Source organism: Janthinobacterium sp. SUN026 (assembly GCF_030397625.1).
GTDB lineage: Bacteria > Pseudomonadota > Gammaproteobacteria > Burkholderiales > Burkholderiaceae_D > Janthinobacterium > Janthinobacterium kumbetense.
On record NZ_JAPQNU010000006.1, the window covers coordinates 245,947 to 267,026 of the forward strand.

A 21,080-nucleotide genomic window follows, 5' to 3' on the forward strand; every position below is an offset into this window, starting at 1 on the left:
GTGCTGGCGCAAGCTTTCCTGTTACTTTCCTTGTATCGCGCGCGCTTTGCGCTACAGTGCTTTCATCTAGCATTGGGGAGTTGCGCATGCCGCTGACACTGACCTTTACCGATACCGATGAATTGCTGATCGCCGCCTTGCACAAGCGTGCCCGCGCGCATGGGCGCAGCATCGAAGACGAGCACCGCGACATTCTGCGCAGCGCCTTGCGTCCGCTGCCGAAGCGTCCGCTCGACGATATTCTGCGCGGCATGCCCGACGTGGGGCTTGATGCGGATTTCGAGCGCCGTTCCTGACGTGCGATGTCCGCCTACCTGGTCGACACGGATGTGATCGTTGCGGCGCGCAAGGGCAGCGCTGCGCCGGATGGCGTGTGCACTTTTTTCGAACGTGTGGCGCCGGAAATGCGCTATGTGCCGGTACAGGTGATCGCGCAATTGCGCGCAGGCATACAGCGCAGCTGGCGGCGCGAAGCGGCGCTGGAAGCACTGGCGCTGGAAGGCTGGCTGGAAGCCGTGCTGGCAGACTATGCGCCGCGGCTGCTGGAATTCGACCTCGATTGCGCGCTCGTGTGCGCCCGCCTGTGTGAGCGGGGCCATGCGCATGGCGTCGATGGGCAGATCGCGGCGATGGGTATCGCCTATGGTTTGACGGTGGTCAGTGGCAGGCTCGACAGTTTCGCGGCGCAGGGGCTGCGCCTGGAAAATCCGTTTCGCTGAGAATTATTGCGGCTTGTTGTCTTCGTCTGCCAGCGGATCTTCGAACGGGTCGGCGGCGGGGATCGTGTATTTCTCTTCGGCCCAGGCGCCCAGGTCGATCTGCTTGCAGCGTTCCGAGCAGAAGGGGCGGAATTTGTTGGCTTCAGTCCATTCGACTTTGGCGGCACAGGTAGGGCAATTAACGACGGTCATGATGGGGCAAATAAGTAACAGTTAAAAATTACAGAGCGTGAGCTCGAATGGTACATCTTCTTCCAGCGGCTTGGGCTTCAAGTCGCCGCCCTGGGTGGTGAAGCGTACCCACAGCATATATTTATTGGCGGAAATTTCCGGGATGGCACCGCTGCTTTCGTCCAGGCTCAGGCGCAGCATCTGGTATACCTTGCCTTGCAGCATTTGCTGGTAGCTGCCGCCATTGGCGATCAGTTTAACGGGTCCGCCGGAATCGCGCAGCAGGCGCAATACGAGGGCCAGCGCGTCGAACAGCGGTGCGAGCGGTGCGAACCAGGCGTGGATATCGCTCAGGCGCTGTTCCGAGCTGCGTTTTTGCCAGGCAAAGTAGGACGGCAAGTCGAATTCGCAGGCGCCGCCGGGGATGATGGTGCGGCCGCGGATGCTCATCAGCCATTCATTGTCGCGGATATTCTGGCCCGTCTTGCCTTGCGCCGCCACCAGGGCGCCGCTGACACTGTCGAGTTCGCCAAGGATGGCATCCAGCGTTTCCGGTTCCACGTTGGGATTGCTGCGGTAACCGAGCAGGCTTTGGCGCTGGCGCTCGAGTTCCTGCAGCAGGTCGGACTTCAGGTCGGCGCGGCCAGCCACTTCGAGCATATCGAAAATAGTTGCCAAGGCAACATGGTGCTGCATTGCATGCTCTTGCTGGATGAAGAACTTGAATTTGTCGTACAGGTCTTCCAGCCGCAACAAGGTACGTATGCGTTCGTTGAAAGGGTATTCGTAGACAATCAAAATAATTCCCTTAAGTAAGGACCTGCAAACAATCCCGTGATTTTGAACCAAGCGTCGACAAATTACAAACGTTGCGGCCCGATTCCGGCCATTCTTTTTGAAAATGCCAGATATAAATCGTGCAACTGGGCAATCTGCGGCGCCAGGGCGGCCAAATCGCCATTATTGTCGATCACATCGTCCGCCGCCGCCAGGCGCATGGCGCGCGTGGCCTGCGTCGCCATGATGGCTTTGACTTGTTCTTCCGATAAGCCATTGCGCGCCATCACGCGCGACACTTGCAGGCTTTCCAGGCAATCGATGACGAGAACCCGGTTGACGCGTTCCACCCATCCGCCGGACTCGACGAGCAGGGGGACGGCAAAGATCACGTAGCTGCCCGTCGCTTCGGCGGCGGCCGCCAGGGTCGCCTGGCGGATGCGCGGGTGCAGGATGGCTTCCAGTTTTGCCTTGGCGGCGGCGTCGGCGAATACGAGGTTGCGCATTTTTGAGCGGTCGAGGGCGCCGCGCGCATCGGCGTAGTCGGGGCCGAACTCCGCCACCAGGGCCGGCATGGCCGCGCCATTGGGCGCCGTCAGGCTGTGCGCGATCTGGTCCGTGTCGACGATGGAGGCGCCCAGCGCGGCGAACTGGTCGGCCACCGTGCTCTTGCCGCAACCGATGCCGCCGGTGAGACCCACGCTGAAATACGGTGCGTTATGTAGTTGCATGTGTTTTTCCATAGGGGCAGTGTTGCGCGGGTCAGCTGGTCAGGCCCAGTGTGAGGCGCGACAGGGGCGTGCCGTACAGCAGCGCGATCAGGCCTGCCGCCGCCAGATAGGGGCCGAACGGAATCGGTTTGTCGCGCCCCCGCTTGGCAAACACGATCAGGCCGATGCCGACCACGGCGCCCACCAGCGACGACAACAGGATGATCGTCGGCAGCATGGTCCAGCCCAGCCACGCACCGAGCGCCGCCAGCAATTTGAAGTCACCATAGCCCATTCCCTCCTTGCCTGTCGCCAGCTTGAAGGCCCAGTACACGGCCCACAGGGCCAGGTAGCCGGCGGCCGCGCCGATGACGGCGTCCTGCAGGGGCACGAAAGTGCCATTGATATTGATCAGCAAACCGGCCCACAGCAGGGGGAAGGTGAGGTCGTCGGGCAGCATTTGCGTATCGGCATCGATGAAGGTCATGGCGATCAGCAGCCAGGCAAACACGAGCGTGGCCAGGCCCGTCCAGCCGCTGCCGAAGTGCCAGACCAGGAGGGCCGACAGCGCGCCCGTCAGCAGCTCGACCAGCGGATAGCGCACGGAGATGGGCGCCTTGCAGGCGCTGCATTTGCCGCGCAGCAGCAGATAACTGACAACGGGAATATTTTCCATGGCCGTGATGCGGTGGCCGCAAGCGGTGCAGTTCGAATGCGGCAGCATCAGGTTGTAGCGGTCCGTGTGCGGCAAGGGCAAGCCGCTTTCTTCCGCCACATAATTATCGGATTCGCGCTGCATCATTTTCGGCACGCGGTGGATCACCACATTCAGAAAGCTGCCGACGATCAGGCCGAACAGGGCGGCGACGAGGGCGACGGGCAGATTGCCGGGCGCGGCGAACAGCAGGGTATCTTGCAGCATGGTGAACTTGTCTGAGGTGATGAATGTTGCCGTGCAAACATTGCCTGGCACTGCCGCAGTGTAAAACATCCGCCGGCACATGGGGACGTTTTAGGAGGGTGAATGGTCAAATCACGGCCCCCAGCTTGAAAATCGGCAAATACAGGGCGATCACGAGGGAACCGACGAGCACGCCAAGCACCACCATCAGCGCCGGTTCCAGCAGCGTGGAAAGGGTAGCCACGGTGGCGTCGATATCGGCCTCGATGATGTCGGCCGCGCGCGACAGCATGGCGTCGAGCGCGCCGGATTCCTCGCCGATCAGGGTCAGCTGCGTCAGCAAGGGAGGGAACACGCCGCTGTGTTCCATGGCCAGGGCCAGGCTGCCGCCGGCGCGGATTTCGCGTTCGATGCGCGTCGTCGCTTCCTGGTACAGCGCGTGGCCGGAGGCGGCGCCCACCAGACCGAGCGAGTCGAGCAGCGGTACGCCGGCGGCGAACATGGCGGCCAAGGTGCGCGTCCAGCGGGCGATCGCCGCCTTGCGCAAGAGGGGACCGAACACGGGCAGGCGCAAGGCCTGCAGTTGGATGTTGCGCCGCCACGCGGGAGAGCGGCGCCAGGCCAGGTGCAGCAGCACGCAAGCCAGCACGAGCACCGCCAGCAAGGCCAGCCAGTAGCGGACAACAAAGGCGGACACGCCCATGACGAGCAGGGTGGGCAGCGGCAACGGTGCGCCGAAGCTGTCGAAGACCTGGCGGAAAGCGGGCACGACCACGCTCATGATGATGGCTGTGACGACGAAGGCGACGAGCACGATGGCCAGCGGATACATCAGCGCGCCGCGCACCTTCCGCCGCAGGGCGATGGCCTTTTCCTGGTGCGTGGCCAGGCGCGCCAGCAAGTCTTGCACGATGCCGGCCTGTTCGCCTGCCGCCAGCAGGTTGCAATACAGTTCGTCAAACAGCAGCGGGAACTGGCGGAAAGCCTGCTGCAGGCTGCTGCCCGCTTCGATGTCGTGGCGCAAGTCGCGCATCAGCGCCGTGATCGCGGGCTTGGCATGGCCCTTGCCGGCGATGTCGAAGGCGTGCAGCAGCGGCACGCCAGCCGCCATCATGGTCGACAGCTGGCGCGTAAACAGCGCGATATCCTTGCGCGTGATGGCCTTGCCCGGTGCGCTGCGCGCGGCCTGCACCCGGGTGGCCAGGATGCCCTGGCTTCTCAATGTGGCCTTGGCAGCGCAGGCGTCGGCGGCGCGCAAGACACCATCGACCGGCTTGCCATGGCGGTCCGTGCCCTTCCACGCAAAGCGCCGCTCGGCCGCCATGTGCACCTCCTGCCATCACGATAGCAGCGTCAGGCAAAAGTACCAGCGGCGCTGGCGGCAAGCTTGATGTGGCTCAGCCTTTTGTGGTTTGCACTTCCGTCTGCACAACGGCCTGGGCCTTGACGTCGGCCGCATCCTCCTCGTCGCTGTCCGTGCCCTTGCTGATGCTTTCGCCATCGTCGCGGCGCAAGGTCCAGAAGGTCAGCGAGGACAGCACCGTCAGGGCGGCCAAGGTGAGGAAGGCGTGGTGCAGAGCCGTGCTGAGCATGGCGCGATCCGACTGCGGCATGTCGCCCAGGTACCAGCCCGTGATCAGCGAACCGAAGGCGAGGCCAAAGCTCATCGACAGTTGCTGCATCGAGCTGGCGATCGTGCTGGCCATGCTCGAATCGTTCTTGTCGACGTCGGCATACGCGATGGTATTCATGCAGGAAAACTGCAGCGAATTGAAAAAGCCCATGCACAGACTGATGGCGACGATGACGTACAGGGACGTGCCCGCGCTCACCTGCGAAAACATGGCGATGGTCACGCCGATCAGCACGGTGTTGACGATCAGTACCTGGCGATAGCCGAAGCGGGCCAGCACGCGCGCGGAAATGAATTTCATGCCCATGGCGGCAGCGGCCGACGGCATCATCAGCAAGCCCGATTGCCAGGCGGGCAAGCCCAGGCCCAGCTGGTACAGCAGCGGCAGCAGGAAGGGCAGGCCGCCCACGCCCAGGCGCGTGACGAAGCCGCCCACCACGGAAACGCGGAAGGTGCGGATCTTGAACAGGGTCAGGCGCAGCAGCGGATGCAGCACTTCGCTCGAATGCCAGACATACGCGGCCAGCAGGCTGATGGAGATGAACAGCAGCACGGCAAACGAGGTGCCGTCGATGCGGTGTTCGCCAAAAATTTCCAGCAGCCATGACAGCAGCGCGATGCCCGTGCCGAACAACACGAGGCCGATCAGGTCCAGCGGACGGGGCTTGTCGCCGTAGTAATCGGGCATGTAGCGGTGCGCCAGATACAGCGCCACCAGGCCGACGGGCACGTTGACGAAGAAAATCTCGCGCCACGACAGCCAGTGCACGATCAGCCCGCCGACCGTGGGCCCCAGCAGGGGACCGATCAACGCGGGGATGATGACGAAATTCATGGCCGCCAGCAGTTGCGACTTGGGAAAGGTGCGGATGATGGTGAGCCGGCCCACCGGCATCATCATGGCCGCGCCCACCCCTTGCAGCAGGCGCGTGGCCACCAGCATGGGCGCATTCACGGACAGGCCGCACAGGATGGAGGCGAGGGTAAAGATGGCAACGGCGGCGGAAAACACGCGCCGCGTGCCGAAGCGGTCGGCCATCCAGCCGCTGATGGGAATGCACACGGCCAGGCTCAGGATGTAGCTGGTGACGACGGCCTTCAGGCTCAGCGGCGTCACATTCAGGCTGGCGGCCATGGCGGGGATGGCGGTGTTGACGATGGTGGAGTCGAGTTGCTCCATGAACAGGGCGGTGGCGACCACCCAGGGAAGGTAGCTTTTAATCGGGGAACTGGTCATGGATGCGAGCCTGAAGAGGAGAAACGGAGCCGACAGTACGATGAATTGTCACATAAATGACGCAGGCGTGCCGCCCGCGCCTTCCCTTTTGGCAACGTGCCGGGGGCGTAGTCCATGGAACATTTGTTCTATAGCAATAGATTGCTGGCAAGGCTAGCATGTGTTTTCTGGCAGCTCCGGCCCCTTTTTCCCGAAAGTCACTCCACATGAAAAATGCACTTACCTTCCTTGTCCTGGGCGCGGCCCTGTCCGCATGCGGTGGCGGCAGCAATGGCGGCACGCTTGGGATAGCGGTGACACCGCCAGCCGTCGTGACGCCTCCCGTCGTTCCCGCCGACAGCGTGACGGTGGCGTCAGTTGCCGTGGCCAGGGAGGCCGGCTTGAGCGTCATTGCCGGCGCCAGCGCCGATGAAAGCGTGTACGACGTGGCTGCCGATATCGGCGACACCTGGCGCATCACGTTCGACAGCGTCAAGAAAACCTACACTATCCGCGTGCTGTCGACGCAGTTCGGCTTGAGCGACCGCAGCGGCACGTTTACCGCGTCCACCACCGGCAATCTCACCACCTACACGGCAACGGATTTCAGCGTCACCGTCGATGCGCGTACGCGTCTTCTGTCTGGCAACGTCAAATTGGGCAACATGGTCTCGACCGTCAGCGGCACCGGTTATGCGGTGGGTGACGTGGCCAGGCTGGCCGGCAACTATATCTTCCTGGGCGGCATGCGCAATGCCTCGAACGGCGGTGACCGTTTCAATCCGAAAGGCAGTCTCAGGATCGCTGCCGACGGCGCGGCCCAACTGTGCAATGGCGGCGTATTCAATGCGCAAGGCGTGTGCTCGCCAGTATCGCCGCTGCTGGAAGCGGAAAACGCCAGCCTGACCCTGGTCAAGGATGCGAAGAACGGCTTGCTCGTCGCCCGCCAGGGCAGCCAGGACTTCGGCATCGTGCACGTGCATGCGGGGGATCGGGGGCTGGCGCTGTTCATCGATCGCTACAGCCGCAACCAGGAAAACGTCCTGCGCGTGGGCACCATCGTGGCGGCCAGACAGCAGAAAATCGGCCCGGAAATCAATGGCAGCTACGCCTGTGCGGCGCAGGGTGGCACGACGGGCAAGATCGACATCGCCAGCAATGTGGCGACCATCACAAATAACGGCACGGGCAAGGTGCACGCGGAAAACGTGACCCTGAACAAGCTGGGCCTGGGTGCGCAGGCCGTCGATTTCGATGGCATTGCCGTGTTCAAGGACCCCGCCGACGTGCCGGCCGACTATTCGATGTTCATGCCCGTGTCATCGAGCATGGCCGTCGAATTTTCGACCGACCGCTCGTACATGGGCATGTGCCTGAAAAAATGACGGCTAGCGTTTGAGGTGGTCCAGGGCCGCCAGCAGCGGGATGGCCGCATCGGCGATGCGCTCCAGGCTGGCCTCGCGCAGGGCGGCGGTATCCACCGTGTGGCCGGAGTCCAGCCCCGCCCAGCGCAGCAGCGCCGCACACGCGGCGGGCGTGTCGAACATGCCGTGCAAATAGCTGCCGAGGATTTGTCCGTCCTGCGATACCGCCCCTTCCGGACGGCCGTCGATGACAAAAGCCGGCTGCGCCAGCGCGGCGCCATGCGAGACGCCCATGTGGATTTCATAGCCTGCCACGGGCGCATCGGCCGCGCCGGCAAACGCGCAGTGGCCGCGCACCTGTTCCAGCCGCTTGTCGCGCGTCAGCTCCGTCGCCATGTCGAGCATACCCAGTCCCGCCGACTCTCCCGCCGCGCCTTCCACGCCCAGCGGATCGCACACGCTTTGCCCCAGCATCTGGAAGCCGCCGCAAATGCCTAGCACCTTGCCGCCATAGCGCAGGTGTTTTGCCAGGTAGGCGGGCCAGCCTTGCTGCTGCAGCCACGCCAGATCGCCGCGCGTGTTTTTGCTGCCGGGGAGGATCACGAGGTCGGCCGCTGGAATCGGCTGCCCCTGTTTGATGAATTGCAGGTCGATATCGGGATGGGCGCGCAGCGCGTCGACATCCGTGTGGTTGCTGATGCGCGGCAGTTGCGGCACCACCACCTTGAAGGCGCCGCGTTCGGCCTGCATGGCTTCGACGGCGTCCTCCGCGTCGAGGAACAGGCCTTGCAGGTAGGGCAGCACGGCCAGCACGGGTTTGCCCGTCTGCTGTTCCAGCCACTCGATGCCGGGTTGTAGCAGCGAGATATCGCCGCGGAAGCGGTTGATGACGAAGCCAAGGATGCGCGTCCGTTCGCTGTCGGACAAACAGGCCAGGGTGCCGATGATGTGGGCGAAGACACCGCCACGGTCGATGTCGGCCACCAGGATCACGGGACAATCGACGGCTTCCGCAAAGCCCATGTTGGCGATGTCGCGCGCGCGCAAATTGACTTCGGCGGGGCTGCCCGCGCCTTCGACGACGACGGCATCGTACTGCTGGCGCAAGCGCGCGTACGATTCCAGCACGGCGCCCATGGCGATGGTTTTATATTGCTGGTAGTCGCGCGCATCCATCTCGGCGCGCACTTTGCCGTGGATGATCACTTGCGCACCCGTGTTCGACGATGGTTTCAGGAGCACCGGATTCATGTCCGTGTGGGGCGCGATGCCGCAGGCCAGCGCCTGTAAGGCTTGCGCGCGGCCGATCTCGCCGCCGTCGCTCGTCACCGCGCTATTCAAGGCCATGTTTTGCGGCTTGAACGGCGCTACCGTCACGCCACGGCGTTTCAACAGGCGGCACAGGGCCGCGACGACGGTGCTCTTGCCCGCGTCCGACGTCGTGCCTTGCACCATCAGGGCGGGGAAGGGACTCTTCATGCTTGCTGCTCTTTCTGATTCTCCTGCCACTGCGCGATGATGTCGCTGATCTGGCGCAAGCCTTGCGTGATGGCGGCTGGACCGGGCGAAAGAATGTCGGGCGACTTGATCTCGAACAGCATGTCATTGCGTACGGCGGGAATCGCATCCCAGCCCGGACGTGTCGTCAGCTGCGCCGGCTGGAACTTCTTGCCGCACCAGGTGGCGATGATGATGTCGGGCGCGCGCCGCACCACCTCTTGCGGATCGGCGATGATGCGCTCTTTCGCGCCCGGCTGCGCGGACAATTCCGGGAAGGCGTCTGTGCCGCCGGCGATGTCGATCAATTCCGCCGCCCAGCCGATGCCGCTCATCAGCGGATCGTTCCACTCTTCAAAGTAAATCACGGGCTTGCGCGTCCAGGCTGCGGTGCGGGCCCGGGCGGCGGCGATGTCGACGCGCAGGCTGGCGATCAGTTCACGTCCCGCTTCCTCGCGCTGCACCAGTGCGGCCAGCACGCCGATCATGCGCAGGATGCCTTCCACCGTGCGCTGGTTGAACTGGTGCACTTCGATACCGGCTTTCACCAGGTCGCGGCAGATATCGGCCTGCATGTCGCAAAAACCGATCACGAGATCGGGCTGGACGGCCAGGATGCGCTCCAGGCTGGAAGAGGAAAAGCCGCTGATCTTGGTCTTTTCCTCGCGCGCGCGGGGAGGGCGCACGGTAAAGCCGGAAATGCCCGCGATGACGTCTTCGGCGCCCAGCGCATACAGCGTTTCCACGGCTTCCGTCGACAGGCAGGCGATGCGCTGGTAGTGACTCGCTGCGTGACTCATGGCGCGGCCTTGGCGGCGGGCGTGTTGCGGCGCTGGCGGGCCACTTCCAGCTGTTCGCACATGGCGGCCGTGCCCTCGATCATGCGCGGGCCGGCGCGGTTCAGCAGGTCGCCGTTCAGGCGGAACAGGTTATTCTTGCGCACGGCCGTCATCGACGGGAAGGCGCGCCACATGGCCAGGCCGCCTTCGCTGCGCGGATCGCTTTTTTCGCTGGTGCCGAAGATGACTTCCGGGTCTTCCTGCAGCACGCCTTCCGGCGTGACGACGGGCGCCACCACCTTCATCGCGGCAAAGACATTTTGCGCGCCGCACACGCGCATGGAATCGCTGATGATGCTCGCGCCGCTCAAGGTATATAAAGGTTTGTCCCACACCTGGTAAAACACGCGCACGGGCGGGCGCTGCGCGTATTGCGCCGTCAGGCTGGCCAGTTTGGTGCGCAGCCGGGCCGCCGCCGGTTTGGCGATTTTTTCCGTTCCCATCAGCTGCCCCAGGCGATCCATGCTGTCGGGGATGTCGGCCAGCTTGCGCGGTTCGCTGTGATAGATGGGCACCTTCAGCTGGCGCAGCATGGCGATCTGGCGCTCGGCGCTGCCATGCATCCACACGACGATCAGGTCCGGCTTCAGGGCGATGATGCGTTCCATGTCGTACTGGCGGTTGTCGCCCACTTGTGTGATCTTCTTTGCCGCTTCCGGGTAGTCGCTGTAGCTGACGACACCGGCGATCCTGTCGCCGCCACCGGCCGCGAACAGCAGTTCCGTCACATGCGGCGCCAGCGCCAGGATGCGCCGCGCCGGTTTTTCCACGGTGACGGTATTGCCGTCGTCGTCGCGCACGGTGATGGCGGCCTGCGCCTGCAGCGAGACCAGTCCGGCCAGCAGCAGTGCTGTTTTCAAGTGGTTCATATGTGTTTCCATGTGGTGAGGGCCTGCTGCAGGCGCAGCCAGGAATGTTCGTCGGGGGGCAGGCCCAGGCGGATGCCGTGGGCGGCGTGGCGGAACAGGCGCACCCAGATGCCCGATTCCGCCATGTGGCGCCAGAACGCTTCGGCGCGCTCTTCCGGCCACCACTGGAACAGCGCCGTGCCGCTGCTGGTGATGCCGTGCGCTGCCAATAGCTGGCGCAGGCGCGTGCCTTCGCCGCGCAGGCGCTCGCGTATCGCGTCCTGCCAGTGCGTGTCGGCGAGGGCCGCCAGCGCCACGTGCTGCGCCGGGCCGCTGACTGTCCACGGGCCCAGCATGTCGGCCAGTTGCGCCAGCAGCGGGGGATGGGCGGCGACAAAGCCCAGGCGCAGTCCCGCCAGACCAAAGAATTTGCCGACGGAGCGCAGCACGATGAGTCCCGGCCGGGCAGAGTGGGAGCCCAGGCTGGCGCACGATTCCGTATCGCCAAACGCTTCATCGACCACCAGCCAGCCGCCGCGCGCGGTCAGTTTGTCCGCCCACTCCAGCAGCAGCTCGGGCGCGATGCGCTCGCCCGTGGGATTGTTCGGGTTGCAGACGACCAGCACGTCGCAGTGGTCGACGGCATCGGCCAGCTGCGCATACGGCACTTGCTGCAACTGGTGGCCGTGCTGGCCCCAGTGGTGCGCATGTTCAGCATACGACGGCGCGGCCACCACCACGCGCGAGGGTGCGCGCAGCCGGGGCAGGGCCTGGATGGCGGCTTGCGTGCCGGCCACGGGCAGCATGGCTGGCGCGTCGTAATACGCGCAGGCGGCAGCGGCCAGCGCGGGATCGGCTTCCGGCAGCCGGTGCCAGGCGTTGGCGTTCGGTGCTGGCGCTGCATACCAGTGCGGGTTGATGCCGGTCGACAGGTCGATCCAGTCTTCCAGTGGCCTGCCGTATTCGCGCACGGCGTCGCGCAGGTTGCCGCCATGTTCAAGCAAAGTATTTTCCCTTCAGGTAGAACAGGCCTGCCAGCAGCGCCATCCAGATCAGCCACAGCACGGCCGTTTCAGCCACCAGGCGCCAGGCGCGGTCGATATCGCGCGCTTCGGCGGGACGGCCACTACCCAAAGGCGGGCGGCGTTCCAGTTCGCCGTCGTAGATGGCGTCGCCGCCGAGGGCCAGGCCCAGGGCGCCGGCGCCGCTGGCCATCACGGGGCCCGCATTCGGGCTGCCCCAGTTGGGTGCCTGGCTGCGCCAGCACTGCCACGCGCGTTTTTTGTCGGCCATGGTCTTGCCCAGCAAGACGTAGGAAAGGGCCGTCAGGCGCGCCGGCAGATAGTTCAACAGGTCGTCGATGCGCGCGGCGCAGCAGCCGAACCAGTCGTAGCGTGCATTGCGGTAGCCCCACATGGCGTCGAGGGTATTGGCCAGCCTGAAGAGTACGGCGCCGGGGCCGCCCGCCACGGCAAACCAGAACAGGGTGCCGAAGACGGCATCGTTGCCGTTTTCCAGCAGGGATTCGGTGCTGGCCTTGGCCAGGCTGGCCGCGTCGGCATTGGCCGTGTCGCGGCTGACGATGCGCGCCGTCAGCAGGCGCGCGTTGTCCAGGTCATCGATGGCCAGGGCGTCGGCGATGGGCTGATTGTGGTCGCGCAGGCTGCGCAGGCCCAGACATAGGTACAGTAGGAAAACATGGAGGGCGGCGCCTGCCAGGCCGCACAGCCAGTAGGCGGCATAGCTGATGGGGAGCACGGCCAGCGACCAGGCCAGCGCGCCGCGCAGGAAGCGTCCGCGGCCCCGGTTCAGCAGGCGCTCCAGCGCACTGGAGAGGCGGCCGAAGCCCACCAGCGGATGCCAGCGGCGCGTTTCTCCCAGCAGCATGTCGAGCAGCACGCCGGCCGTCATCAAGGCGGCCAGCATGGGCAGCGACAAGCCGCTTAGCATGGGCCGCCTTTCAGGTACAGGGGCAGGCCGGCGGCCACAAAGACAGCCTTGTCGCACACGGCCGCCACGGCCTGGTTCAAACGGCCCGCTTCATCGGTGAAGCAGCGCGAGATGGCGCCGTAGGGCACGATGCCCATGCCCACTTCGTTCGACACGAGAACGAGGTCGCAGCCGGTGTCTTCGATTTCGGCCAGCGCATACAGCAGGTGCGCGCGCTCGCTGTGGAACAGCTCGGGCAGGGCGATGTCGCCTACGCCCGGATAGGTCTCGCCGCTGGAAAACATCAGGTTGGTCAGCCACAGGGTCAGGCAGTCGACCAGCAGCAGGCGGCCTGACAGTGCTTCCCGCAGGATGGCGTCGCCCAGGCGCAGCGGTTCTTCCAGGGTTACCCACTCGGCCGGGCGTTGCGCTCGGTGGTGCCTGACGCGCGTGGCCATTTCAGCATCGCCCGCCTGCGCGGTGGCGATGTAGATCACTTCCTTGCCGGACTCGCGGGCCAGCGTTTCCGCATGGGCGCTCTTGCCGGAACGGGCGCCGCCGAAGACCAGGGTGCGCGTCATGGCGCTGTTACCACTCGGTGCCGATTTGCGCGCCGATGCCGGCCGCATAGGCATGCTTGACAACGGCCATTTCCGTGACGGTGTCGGCGATGGCGATCAGTTCGTCCGGCGCGCCGCGGCCCGTGATGATCACGTGTTGCATGGCCGGGCGTTCCAGCAGGTCGGCGATGACTTTATGTACGTCGAGGTAGTTGTACTTGAGGGCGATATTGAGTTCGTCGAACAGCACCAGGCCGTAGTTGGGGTCGGCCAGGAAGGTCTTCGCCTGTTCCCACGCCAGTTCGGCTTTTTCGATGTCGCGCTCGCGGTTCTGCGTTTCCCAGGTATAGCCTTCGCCCATCGCATGAAAACTGATTTCATCGGGGAAGCGGCGCAGGAATTTTTCTTCGCCCGTCGACATGGCGCCCTTGATGAACTGCACCACGCCCACTTTCATGCCATGGCCCATGGCGCGGATAGCCATGCCGAAGCCGCTCGAACTCTTGCCCTTGCCATTGCCCGTGTTGACGATGATGATGCCGATTTCCTTGTCCGCCTTGGCGATGGCTGCATCGATGATGGCCTTCTTGCGCTCCATGCGCACTCGGTGGCGTTCATTGATGGCGGCGGTGTCCGCATCGATTGTCTTCTTGTCGCTCATGTCAGTTCTCTTTCGGTATGAATATCTTGCGTTTGCCGTGATCGATGATCTCGATCGGGTGGCCCAGGTAGTCGCCCAGGATGGATGCCCGCATTACCTCGGCCACCGGACCGGCCAGCCAGCCGCCGTCGCCCATCAGCAGTAGCGCATGGGTCGAGACGCTGTGCGCCAGGTTCAGGTCATGCCCCACCATCACCACGGTTTTATTCTGTTCGCGGCACAGTGTCGACAGCAGGCCCATGACGCTGACCTGGTGCGCCAGGTCCAGCGCGTTGGCCGGTTCGTCCAGCAGCAGCAAGGGCGTATCCTGCGCCAGCATGGCGGCGATTGCCACGCGCTGGCGTTCACCGCCGGACAGGCTGCGCACGTCGCGCTCGGCCAGGTGCTCCACTTCCATCGATGCCAGCGCGGCCAGGGCGATGCGCTGGTCGTCGCTGCCTTCCCAGTAATGGTTGTCGTGATACGGGTGGCGCGCCGACAGCACGGTTTCGATGACGCGGTACGAGAACGCATCGTGCCGCGCCTGCGCCAGGAAGGCCCGTTCGCGTGCCAGTTCGTCGAGCGGCCAGTCGACCAGGGCGCGGCCCTGTATCGTCACGTGGCCCGCATCCGGTTCGCGCAAGCCGGCCAGGGTGCGCAGCAAGGTGCTCTTGCCCGCGCCATTGCGTCCGATCACGCTCCAGCATTCGCCATCCTTGATGTGCCAGATGAGGTTTTCCACGAGGGAGCGCGTGCCTGCCTTCAGGCCGAGTTGGTAGGTACGTATCATGTGCGTCGCAACCGGTGCAGCTGGTACAGGAAGACGGGCGCGCCTATCATGGCCGTGACCACGCCGACGGGCAGCTGTAACGGTGCCAGCACGGTGCGCGCAAGCGTGTCGGCCAGTACGAGGAAGGTGCCGCCGGCCAGCGCGGCAGCCGGTATCAGCAGGCGATGGTCGGGGCCGCAGGCAAAGCGCAGCGCATGCGGCACGATCAGGCCCACGAAACCCACGCTGCCGGCGCTGGTGACGGCGCTGGCCGTGAGCAGGCCGGAACAGAAGAACAGTCCCTTGCGCAGGGCGCCTACGCGCACGCCCAGGGTGCTGGCCGCTTCCGCGTGCAGCGCCATGACGTTCAGCGAGCGCGCGCAGCGCAGTGCGAAGACCAGGGCGCCCGCCAGGACCAGCCAGGGCATCAGCCGCGCGGGCGCGCCGGACAGGTCGCCGATCATCCAGAACACCATGCTGCGCAAGCGGCTTTCCGGGGCAATGGAGAGCATCAGGGTGACGATGGCCATGCAGGCCGAGGCCAGGATCACGCCCGTCAGCAGCAAGAGCGAGGCGCCGCCTTCGGCCGCCGTGCCGCCGCGCAGGTCGCGGCGCGCAAAAAAGTACAGCAGCATGGACACGCCGACGGCGCCGGCAAAGGCAGCCGCGTCGACGACCCACAGCGCGCACATGAACAGCAGCGCGGCCAGCGCGCCAACGGAAGCGCCGGCGGAAATGCCCAGCACGTAAGGATCGGCCAGGGGATTGCGCAGCAGTGCCTGCATCATCAGGCCGGCCAGCGACAGCGCCGCGCCGGTGACAAAGGCGGTCAGCGCGCGGCCCAGGCGCAGGTCGAGCAGGGTGGCGGCGAGGGTATCGGTCTTGCCCTGCACGACGTGGAACAGGGCGGAAGGCAGGTCGGCGAGCGGAATCGCGATCGAGCCGATCATGCCGGAGAAAATCAGGCTGGCAATCGCGCACACGATCAGCACCGTGAGGATCACGGTGGCGCGGTGGCGCATATTGCGGAAAAATGGGTGCATGTACTGCCTTAGGTGAAACGGGAGCGGTGCAAGTGGCTGCGGACTTCCTCAGATGCGTTGGTGGGGCGTATACGAAAAATGGCCCGCATGCGATTGCGCGTACGGGCCATTGTAATCAACTCCTGGCCGCTTTAGAAATCGTAGCGTGCCGAGAGTTTCATCTGGCGGCCATTGCTAGGATAGATGCCACCTTTGCAGCTGTAGGCGTTCGTGAAGTACTGCTTGTCGGTCAGGTTCAAGGCATTGACCGCCACTTCCCAGGCGCCGAACTTGCGTGCATAACGGGCGTCAAAGGTGGTGAACGACGGGATCTTGGCAGCGCAGGTATTGGCAAAATCGCTGCCATAGCGCTGGCTGTCGACCCATTGCGCGCCGATGTCCGCGCTCTGACCATCTTTTGGCACCCACGACAGACGGGCCGACAGGGTGTTCTTTGGGATCAGCGTCAGTTCCTTGCCGGAATTGACGCCTTCGGTGAAGGTTGCCTTTACGTGCTGGTAGTGGCCGCTGACGCGCCAGTCAGCGGCGATATTCGCGCTGGCATCGAGTTCAATACCCTGGTGCTTGGTTGGATCCAGGTTGGTGTTGGCACCCCAGCCCGATTCGCCTGCCGTCGGATCGTAATAGATTTCGTTGGTCAGCTTGTGGCGGAAGATGCGCGCATCGAGCTTGACGATACTGTTGTCGTAGGTCGCGCCCAGCTCCAGGTCGTGCGAAGTCTGGCCTTGCAGAGGCTTGTTTGCAACGGGGGTGGAGTTATTCTCATCGGCGTTCGCCACGCGATAGCTTTGGCCAGCCTTGGCGTACAGATTCACCTGCGGTACGACATCGAAGCTGCCCTGTACGTCCCAGGCATTGAAGTTCTGCTTGATGTTGTAGGCTGTCGTGGGGTATCCGATAGGGTCGTTGAAGTCCTTGTCGAAGGTTTCGTGGCGTACGCCTGCGGCGATACGGAAATTTTGCGGACCCGCGAACTTCAACTCATCGCGCGCGTAGAATGCCTGAGATTTTTGATTCGCCTTGGCCAGTGAATAAGAACTGTCGATGTTGGAATCCCATTTGATGAAGTCGACACCTGCAACGATCTCATTGAGCATGCCGTCAAACAGGCCCAAGTGACGCAGGCGTGGCGAAAACTGGTTTTGTTTAGTCTTGGCTTGCCTTGGGCTTCCGAAGTTCGTCTTGGCCGTCTTTTCGCTGCGAGACAATTCCGCTGCCAGATCCACTGCTCCCAGGCGGCCTTCGGCGAACGCGGTGTAGCGGTCGCTGTCGATCGAACCGAAATCTTTTGGCGTCTTTGTCTGGCGTGGATTGGCTTCAAACTGGGCCATTGTGAGGCTGCCCGGGAAACGAATATCCTGGCGCGTGCTGTCGATACGCAGGCCGGCGCGAACATCCTTGCCGCTCCATTGTGCGCCGCCGCTGAAGGTATTTTGTTTGTATTCGTTGTTATCGCGGTAGTTGTCCGTTTCCAGTCGGCCGATGGCGGCGTTCAGCGCCACGTTGTCCCAGGATTGAACAACGGAACCGCGCACTTCGCGCTGGCCCAGTTGGCCTGCTTCGGCGAAGATCGTACCGCGGCCAGCCTGTTTGCCAGGACGTTTGGTGACGATGTTGATCACGCCGCCCGTGGCGCCGTCGCCGTACAGGACGCTGCTGCCGCCGCGTGTGATTTCGATGCGTTCGACGCTATCGATGGGGATGGTTGTCAGCAGGGGATCAGCCAATTCATTTTCCGACAGGCGCACGCCGTCGAGGACCACGACCATGTTCTGGCTGGCGGTGGCGCCAAAACCGCGCAGGTCCAGGGTAAAGTTATCAGGATTGCCTAGCAGGCCTTGACGGCCGTAGACGCCGCCGATCTTGCGGATGGCCTGGTTTACGTCCGTGACGCCCGCGCGGCGGATTTCATCGGCCGTGATGACGGTGGCGCCGATCGGTTGCAATGCCGGGTCGCTGTTGAAGCGGGAGCCCGTGACGACGATCTGGTCCAGCGTTTTGCCAGCGCTTTGCGCGAAGGCAGGAGCGGCGGCGATGAAGCACAGGGAGATGGCAGAAACCAGGGCGCGCGGCGCCATTGCCGGCGCGCGGCGGTGTAATACGGGAGCAGTCATGATATCGTTTTCTTCGGAAAAAGCACCCGGCTCGCGTCCCCGCAAGCCAGATTCAACGGAAGGCGCGGCGCCCGGCAAGGCCCGCACTTCCACCTGTCCTGGCCGGTATCCGGGCTGGCAAGTACGGCTATCTCACCTTCCCATGCTCGATGATTGCAAGCACAGTGGTTGTCAGAGATAGCTTGTCGTCCGCTTCCGGTAGGGAGGGGCGACACTTGCTTACCGTTGCGGGGGCAGCACACGCTCGCCGCAATCGCGGCATCGTGTTTCCCGTTTAACTGCGCTCATGGACATGAACGCGGGCACCAAAACCCCGCCATTATACGTGCAGCAGGCATGGACTGACATGGTCGGCTGGACAATTCAATATCAGAAATCGACGACGACAGTCGCACCGTAGGCGATTTTATGGGCGGAATGGGCGGCCAGCAGGGCTGTTTCCTCCAATGGCAGCCGGGCTTGCAGTGCAGACAGCAGGCGGATGGTGCCCGCATGGCAGATGATGACGACCGTTTCGTGTTGTTCGCGCAACAGATCGCCTAGAAACGCATCGACGCGGGCGGCCATCGCCAGCACGTTCTCGCCCCCGCCGGGGCGGTACCAGGCCAGGTCGGCTGCCCATGCATCGATTTCCGCGCGCGCAATCGCGTGCCAGGGTTGCATTTCCCACGCGCCGAAATCCATCTCCACCAGCCGCGCATCGAAGCGCGGTGCGCTGGAAGGCAAGTCCTGCGCCAGGACCGTCGCCAGTTCGGCGCAGCGGCGCAGCGGACTGGTATACAGCGGTACATGCGGCGGCAAAGTTGCCTGCAAGCTGGCGCGCACCTTGGCCATTTCGTGCGGCGCCACCGCTACGTCGCTGCGGCCATAGCAGGTACCGCTGGTGACGTGTGGCGCGGGGTGGCGGACGAGGATCAGGCGCATGCTTGTTAATAGAAGCGCACGGGAGGCTGAAAGCTGGAGAGGATGGCCAGATAGGCCGCCACTTCCGCCACTTGCTGCACGGCGCCCAGGCAGTCGCCCGTGTAGCCTTGCAGGCGGCGCTGGCATTTGCGGCCCAGCCAGAAAGCGGCAGCTGCCGCCACCACGACGGCAAAGACCAGCGTGGCCCAGTCGAATATCCCCAGAGCGCCGCAGGCGATGGCAGGCAGCAGGCCGCAGACGGTGGCGATGATGAATTCATCTGTGCGCATTTCCTGCGCCATGGGCTTGGACTTGCCTTCGTCACGCGCGTAATCCATGAACCGAATTAGCGAGACCGCGGCCAGGCGGGATAAGGGATGGGCGATGCACAGGGTCGCCACGATGACGGCGGGCGGCAGCGAAACCAGCGCCGCGCATTTGATGGCCAGCAGGCAGACGATGCCGATGGCGCCATACGCGCCGATGCGCGAATCCTTCATGATTTCCAGCACACGCTCGCGCGTCAAGCCGCCGCCAAAGCCGTCGCACATGTCGGCGAAACCATCTTCATGGAAGGCGCCTGTCAGGTAAATGCCGGCGGCGACGGCCAGCAGCACGGCCACCGCAGAAGGCAGCAGCCAGCTGGCCAGCAGATACACGGCGCCACTGATGGCTGCCACCACCACGCCCACCAGGGGAAAGTAGCGTGAGGCGTGCTGCAGCCAGGCCGGCTCGAAACCCACCCAGCGCGGGATGGGCAGGCGCGTGAAGAACTGCAGCGCGATGAAGAACAGACGGCACTGGTGGATTGCGGCGGAAACGGGATTGGCCATGGTCTTAGTCTGGCGCGGATTTTTCGCTGACCTGGGCCGAGGCGAAGGTCGCCATCTCGCGCATGAAGTTGACGGCCGCGTGCAGCAGCGGCAAGGCCAGCGCCGAACCCGTGCCTTCGCCGAGGCGCAAATCGAGGTGCAGCAGCGGACGCGCGCCAAGGCTGGCCAGCAGCTGGCGGTGACCGTTTTCATCGGAGCAGTGCGAAAACACGCAGTAATCGAGGATGGCTGGCTGCAGGCGCGCCGCCACCAGCAGTGCGCTGCTGACGATGAAGCCATCGATCAGCAGAATCATGCGCCGTTCGGCCGCCTTGAGCATGGCGCCGGCCATCATGGCGATTTCGAAACCGCCGAAGGTGGCCAGCACGTCGAGCGGCTCATCGACTGCCGTATGATGGGCGACGGCCGCTTCGATCACCTGCTGCTTGTGCAGTATCCCTTCCTTCGACAGGCCCGTGCCGGCGCCGACGCAATCGGCAACGGGCGTGCCGGTCAGCTTGTGCATCAGTGCTGCCGCGGCCGTGGTGTTGCCGATGCCCATTTCGCCAAAGCCCAGCACATTGCCGTCCAGGCTAGCGACCAGGTCCATCCCCGCCTGCATGGCGGCCAGACACTGTTCCTGGCTCATGGCGGACTCTTTGGCAAAGTTGCGGGTGCCGGGGCCTTGTTTTCGGTCAAGCAAGCCGTCGCGCGGGCCGAAATCGTGGTTCACGCCAGCGTCTACTATATATAAGGCGCAATCGTTCTGGCGGGCAAAGACATTGATGGCGGCGCCATTGCCTAGGAAGTTTTCCACCATCTGCCAGGTCACGCTTTGTGGATAGGCAGAAATGCCTTCGGCAACGACGCCATGGTCGGCAGCGAAAACGATGATGGCGGGCTGGTGCAGCGCCAGTTGCGTACTTTGCTGGATCAGGCCGATTTGACGGGCCAGGGTTTCCAGCATGCCGAGGCTGCCCAATGGCTTGGTCTTGCTGTTGATGGCATGTTCGAGTGCGCTGGCCAGGGCGGGATTGGCGGTAGGGCTGATGTGTGGGATAGGCATGGGAATCTATGTGGATGAGGCAGGGTATGGTCGGCGCTACGATATCACACAGCAATATTTGCCCAACTGCAAAATAGCGCTTGCGGGGCGTGGACGGCTTTGCTATAGTTCGCCTCCCCAATGAGACGCAGTCAAATGCGGCAGTTGAGGATCACCGGGAACGGCGATGCAGTAAAAAGAAGGTGTTGACGGACGTAGCGAAATGCTTCATACTCTTCCTTCTTCGTAGCTGACAAACACAACGCTTTGTCGATAGCGCGAAAGCAGTACCGAATACAGTTCTTTAACAATTAACAGTCGATAAGTGTGGGCATTTGATGTAAGTGCAGCGTCAATCTTCGGATTGACGTAATACTTAAAATATATCAAATGTTCACAAGAAATAATGAAATAGGATACTTCTTCGGAAGTAGCCTGTCAGTTTTTTGAGTGAGCGACCCATCAGAAATGATGGTGCCGGTAAAACGGCAAAGTAACAGAGATTAAACTGAAGAGTTTGATCCTGGCTCAGATTGAACGCTGGCGGCATGCCTTACACATGCAAGTCGAACGGCAGCACGGAGCTTGCT

General features: G+C 63.5%; 22 protein-coding genes, 1 rRNA gene and 1 riboswitch. Of the genes, 4 read left to right on the forward strand and 19 right to left on the reverse strand.

Annotated elements, in window-relative coordinates; translation table 11 throughout:
• The first annotated feature begins 86 nt into the window (after nt 1–86).
• Nucleotides 87–296, forward strand: coding sequence for a DNA-binding protein (locus OX459_RS24505; RefSeq protein ID WP_289906891.1), 210 nt, complete (start codon nt 87–89; stop codon nt 294–296).
• A gap of 6 nt (nt 297–302) precedes the next feature.
• Nucleotides 303–719, forward strand: coding sequence for a hypothetical protein (locus OX459_RS24510; protein WP_289906892.1), 417 nt, complete (start codon nt 303–305; stop codon nt 717–719).
• 3 nt (nt 720–722) lie between these two features.
• On the opposite strand, the gene yacG is transcribed toward OX459_RS24510, so the two are convergent.
• From yacG to OX459_RS24540, 6 genes are all read right to left on the reverse strand, one after another.
• Entirely contained in the window at nt 723–914 is a 192-nt protein-coding gene (gene yacG / locus OX459_RS24515; RefSeq protein ID WP_034748814.1) for a DNA gyrase inhibitor YacG, read from the reverse strand.
• Between the two features lie 18 nt (nt 915–932).
• Nucleotides 933–1,688 (reverse strand): cell division protein ZapD, encoded by a 756-nt coding sequence (zapD, locus tag OX459_RS24520; RefSeq protein ID WP_289906893.1) that lies wholly within the window; start codon nt 1,686–1,688, stop codon nt 933–935.
• Between the two features lie 62 nt (nt 1,689–1,750).
• Nucleotides 1,751–2,398 carry a dephospho-CoA kinase gene (coaE, locus tag OX459_RS24525; RefSeq protein ID WP_289906894.1) on the reverse strand — a complete coding sequence of 216 codons (648 nt, stop codon included), beginning with the start codon at nt 2,396–2,398 and terminating at the stop codon, nt 1,751–1,753.
• Nucleotides 2,399–2,429: 31 nt separating this feature from the next.
• Nucleotides 2,430–3,299 (reverse strand): A24 family peptidase, encoded by an 870-nt coding sequence (locus OX459_RS24530; protein WP_099665416.1) that lies wholly within the window; start codon nt 3,297–3,299, stop codon nt 2,430–2,432.
• 106 nt (nt 3,300–3,405) lie between these two features.
• Nucleotides 3,406–4,602 (reverse strand): type II secretion system F family protein, encoded by a 1,197-nt coding sequence (locus OX459_RS24535; protein WP_289906895.1) that lies wholly within the window; start codon nt 4,600–4,602, stop codon nt 3,406–3,408.
• Between the two features lie 73 nt (nt 4,603–4,675).
• Entirely contained in the window at nt 4,676–6,148 is a 1,473-nt protein-coding gene (locus OX459_RS24540; RefSeq protein ID WP_289906896.1) for a DHA2 family efflux MFS transporter permease subunit, read from the reverse strand.
• A gap of 206 nt (nt 6,149–6,354) precedes the next feature.
• On the opposite strand from OX459_RS24540, the gene OX459_RS24545 reads away from it, so the two are divergent.
• On the forward strand, nt 6,355–7,512 hold the full coding sequence (locus tag OX459_RS24545; protein ID WP_289906898.1) for a hypothetical protein: 1,158 nt from the start codon (nt 6,355–6,357) through the stop codon (nt 7,510–7,512).
• Between the two features lie 3 nt (nt 7,513–7,515).
• Here the strand turns inward: OX459_RS24545 and OX459_RS24550 are convergent, their stop codons facing one another.
• The 13 genes from OX459_RS24550 to cobT all read right to left on the reverse strand — a co-directional run bounded on the left by OX459_RS24550 (nt 7,516) and on the right by cobT (nt 20,511).
• Nucleotides 7,516–8,970 carry a cobyric acid synthase gene (locus OX459_RS24550; RefSeq protein ID WP_289906899.1) on the reverse strand — a complete coding sequence of 485 codons (1,455 nt, stop codon included), beginning with the start codon at nt 8,968–8,970 and terminating at the stop codon, nt 7,516–7,518.
• Complete coding sequence (locus tag OX459_RS24555) at nt 8,967–9,788, reverse strand: ABC transporter substrate-binding protein (protein WP_289906900.1); 822 nt, start codon at nt 9,786–9,788, stop codon at nt 8,967–8,969. Before OX459_RS24555 ends, OX459_RS24550 begins: the two co-directional genes overlap by 4 nt.
• Nucleotides 9,785–10,696, reverse strand: coding sequence for a cobalamin-binding protein (locus tag OX459_RS24560; RefSeq protein ID WP_289906902.1), 912 nt, complete (start codon nt 10,694–10,696; stop codon nt 9,785–9,787). Before OX459_RS24560 ends, OX459_RS24555 begins: the two co-directional genes overlap by 4 nt.
• Nucleotides 10,693–11,679 (reverse strand): threonine-phosphate decarboxylase CobD, encoded by a 987-nt coding sequence (gene cobD, locus OX459_RS24565; RefSeq protein WP_289906903.1) that lies wholly within the window; start codon nt 11,677–11,679, stop codon nt 10,693–10,695. Before cobD ends, OX459_RS24560 begins: the two co-directional genes overlap by 4 nt.
• Nucleotides 11,672–12,625, reverse strand: coding sequence for an adenosylcobinamide-phosphate synthase CbiB (gene cbiB, locus OX459_RS24570; protein ID WP_289906904.1), 954 nt, complete (start codon nt 12,623–12,625; stop codon nt 11,672–11,674). Before cbiB ends, cobD begins: the two co-directional genes overlap by 8 nt.
• Complete coding sequence (gene cobU / locus OX459_RS24575; RefSeq protein ID WP_289906905.1) at nt 12,619–13,185, reverse strand: bifunctional adenosylcobinamide kinase/adenosylcobinamide-phosphate guanylyltransferase; 567 nt, start codon at nt 13,183–13,185, stop codon at nt 12,619–12,621. Before cobU ends, cbiB begins: the two co-directional genes overlap by 7 nt.
• Nucleotides 13,186–13,192: 7 nt before the next feature.
• Nucleotides 13,193–13,825 carry a cob(I)yrinic acid a,c-diamide adenosyltransferase gene (cobO, locus tag OX459_RS24580; protein WP_289906906.1) on the reverse strand — a complete coding sequence of 211 codons (633 nt, stop codon included), beginning with the start codon at nt 13,823–13,825 and terminating at the stop codon, nt 13,193–13,195.
• A 1-nt stretch (nt 13,826) separates the two neighbouring features.
• The gene (locus OX459_RS24585) at nt 13,827–14,594 is read right to left on the reverse strand and encodes an ABC transporter ATP-binding protein (RefSeq protein WP_289906907.1); all 768 of its coding nucleotides are present in this window, start codon (nt 14,592–14,594) and stop codon (nt 13,827–13,829) included.
• The gene (locus OX459_RS24590; RefSeq protein ID WP_289906908.1) at nt 14,591–15,616 is read right to left on the reverse strand and encodes an iron ABC transporter permease; all 1,026 of its coding nucleotides are present in this window, start codon (nt 15,614–15,616) and stop codon (nt 14,591–14,593) included. Before OX459_RS24590 ends, OX459_RS24585 begins: the two co-directional genes overlap by 4 nt.
• Before the next feature lie 131 nt (nt 15,617–15,747).
• A complete protein-coding gene (locus OX459_RS24595) occupies nt 15,748–17,730 on the reverse strand; it encodes a TonB-dependent receptor (RefSeq protein ID WP_289906920.1) in 1,983 nt (660 codons plus the stop codon).
• Nucleotides 17,731–17,812: 82 nt separating this feature from the next.
• Nucleotides 17,813–18,055: riboswitch (cobalamin riboswitch) on the reverse strand.
• A 44-nt stretch (nt 18,056–18,099) separates the two neighbouring features.
• Nucleotides 18,100–18,654, reverse strand: a complete 555-nt coding sequence (locus tag OX459_RS24600; protein ID WP_289906909.1) for a histidine phosphatase family protein — start codon at nt 18,652–18,654, stop codon at nt 18,100–18,102.
• Nucleotides 18,655–18,659: 5 nt separating this feature from the next.
• The gene (locus OX459_RS24605; RefSeq protein WP_289906910.1) at nt 18,660–19,466 is read right to left on the reverse strand and encodes an adenosylcobinamide-GDP ribazoletransferase; all 807 of its coding nucleotides are present in this window, start codon (nt 19,464–19,466) and stop codon (nt 18,660–18,662) included.
• Nucleotides 19,467–19,470: 4 nt separating this feature from the next.
• Nucleotides 19,471–20,511, reverse strand: a complete 1,041-nt coding sequence (gene cobT / locus OX459_RS24610; protein ID WP_289906911.1) for a nicotinate-nucleotide--dimethylbenzimidazole phosphoribosyltransferase — start codon at nt 20,509–20,511, stop codon at nt 19,471–19,473.
• Nucleotides 20,512–20,995: 484 nt separating this feature from the next.
• On the opposite strand from cobT, the gene OX459_RS24615 reads away from it, so the two are divergent.
• Nucleotides 20,996–21,080: ribosomal RNA gene (locus tag OX459_RS24615) — 16S ribosomal RNA — on the forward strand; the annotation flags it as partial.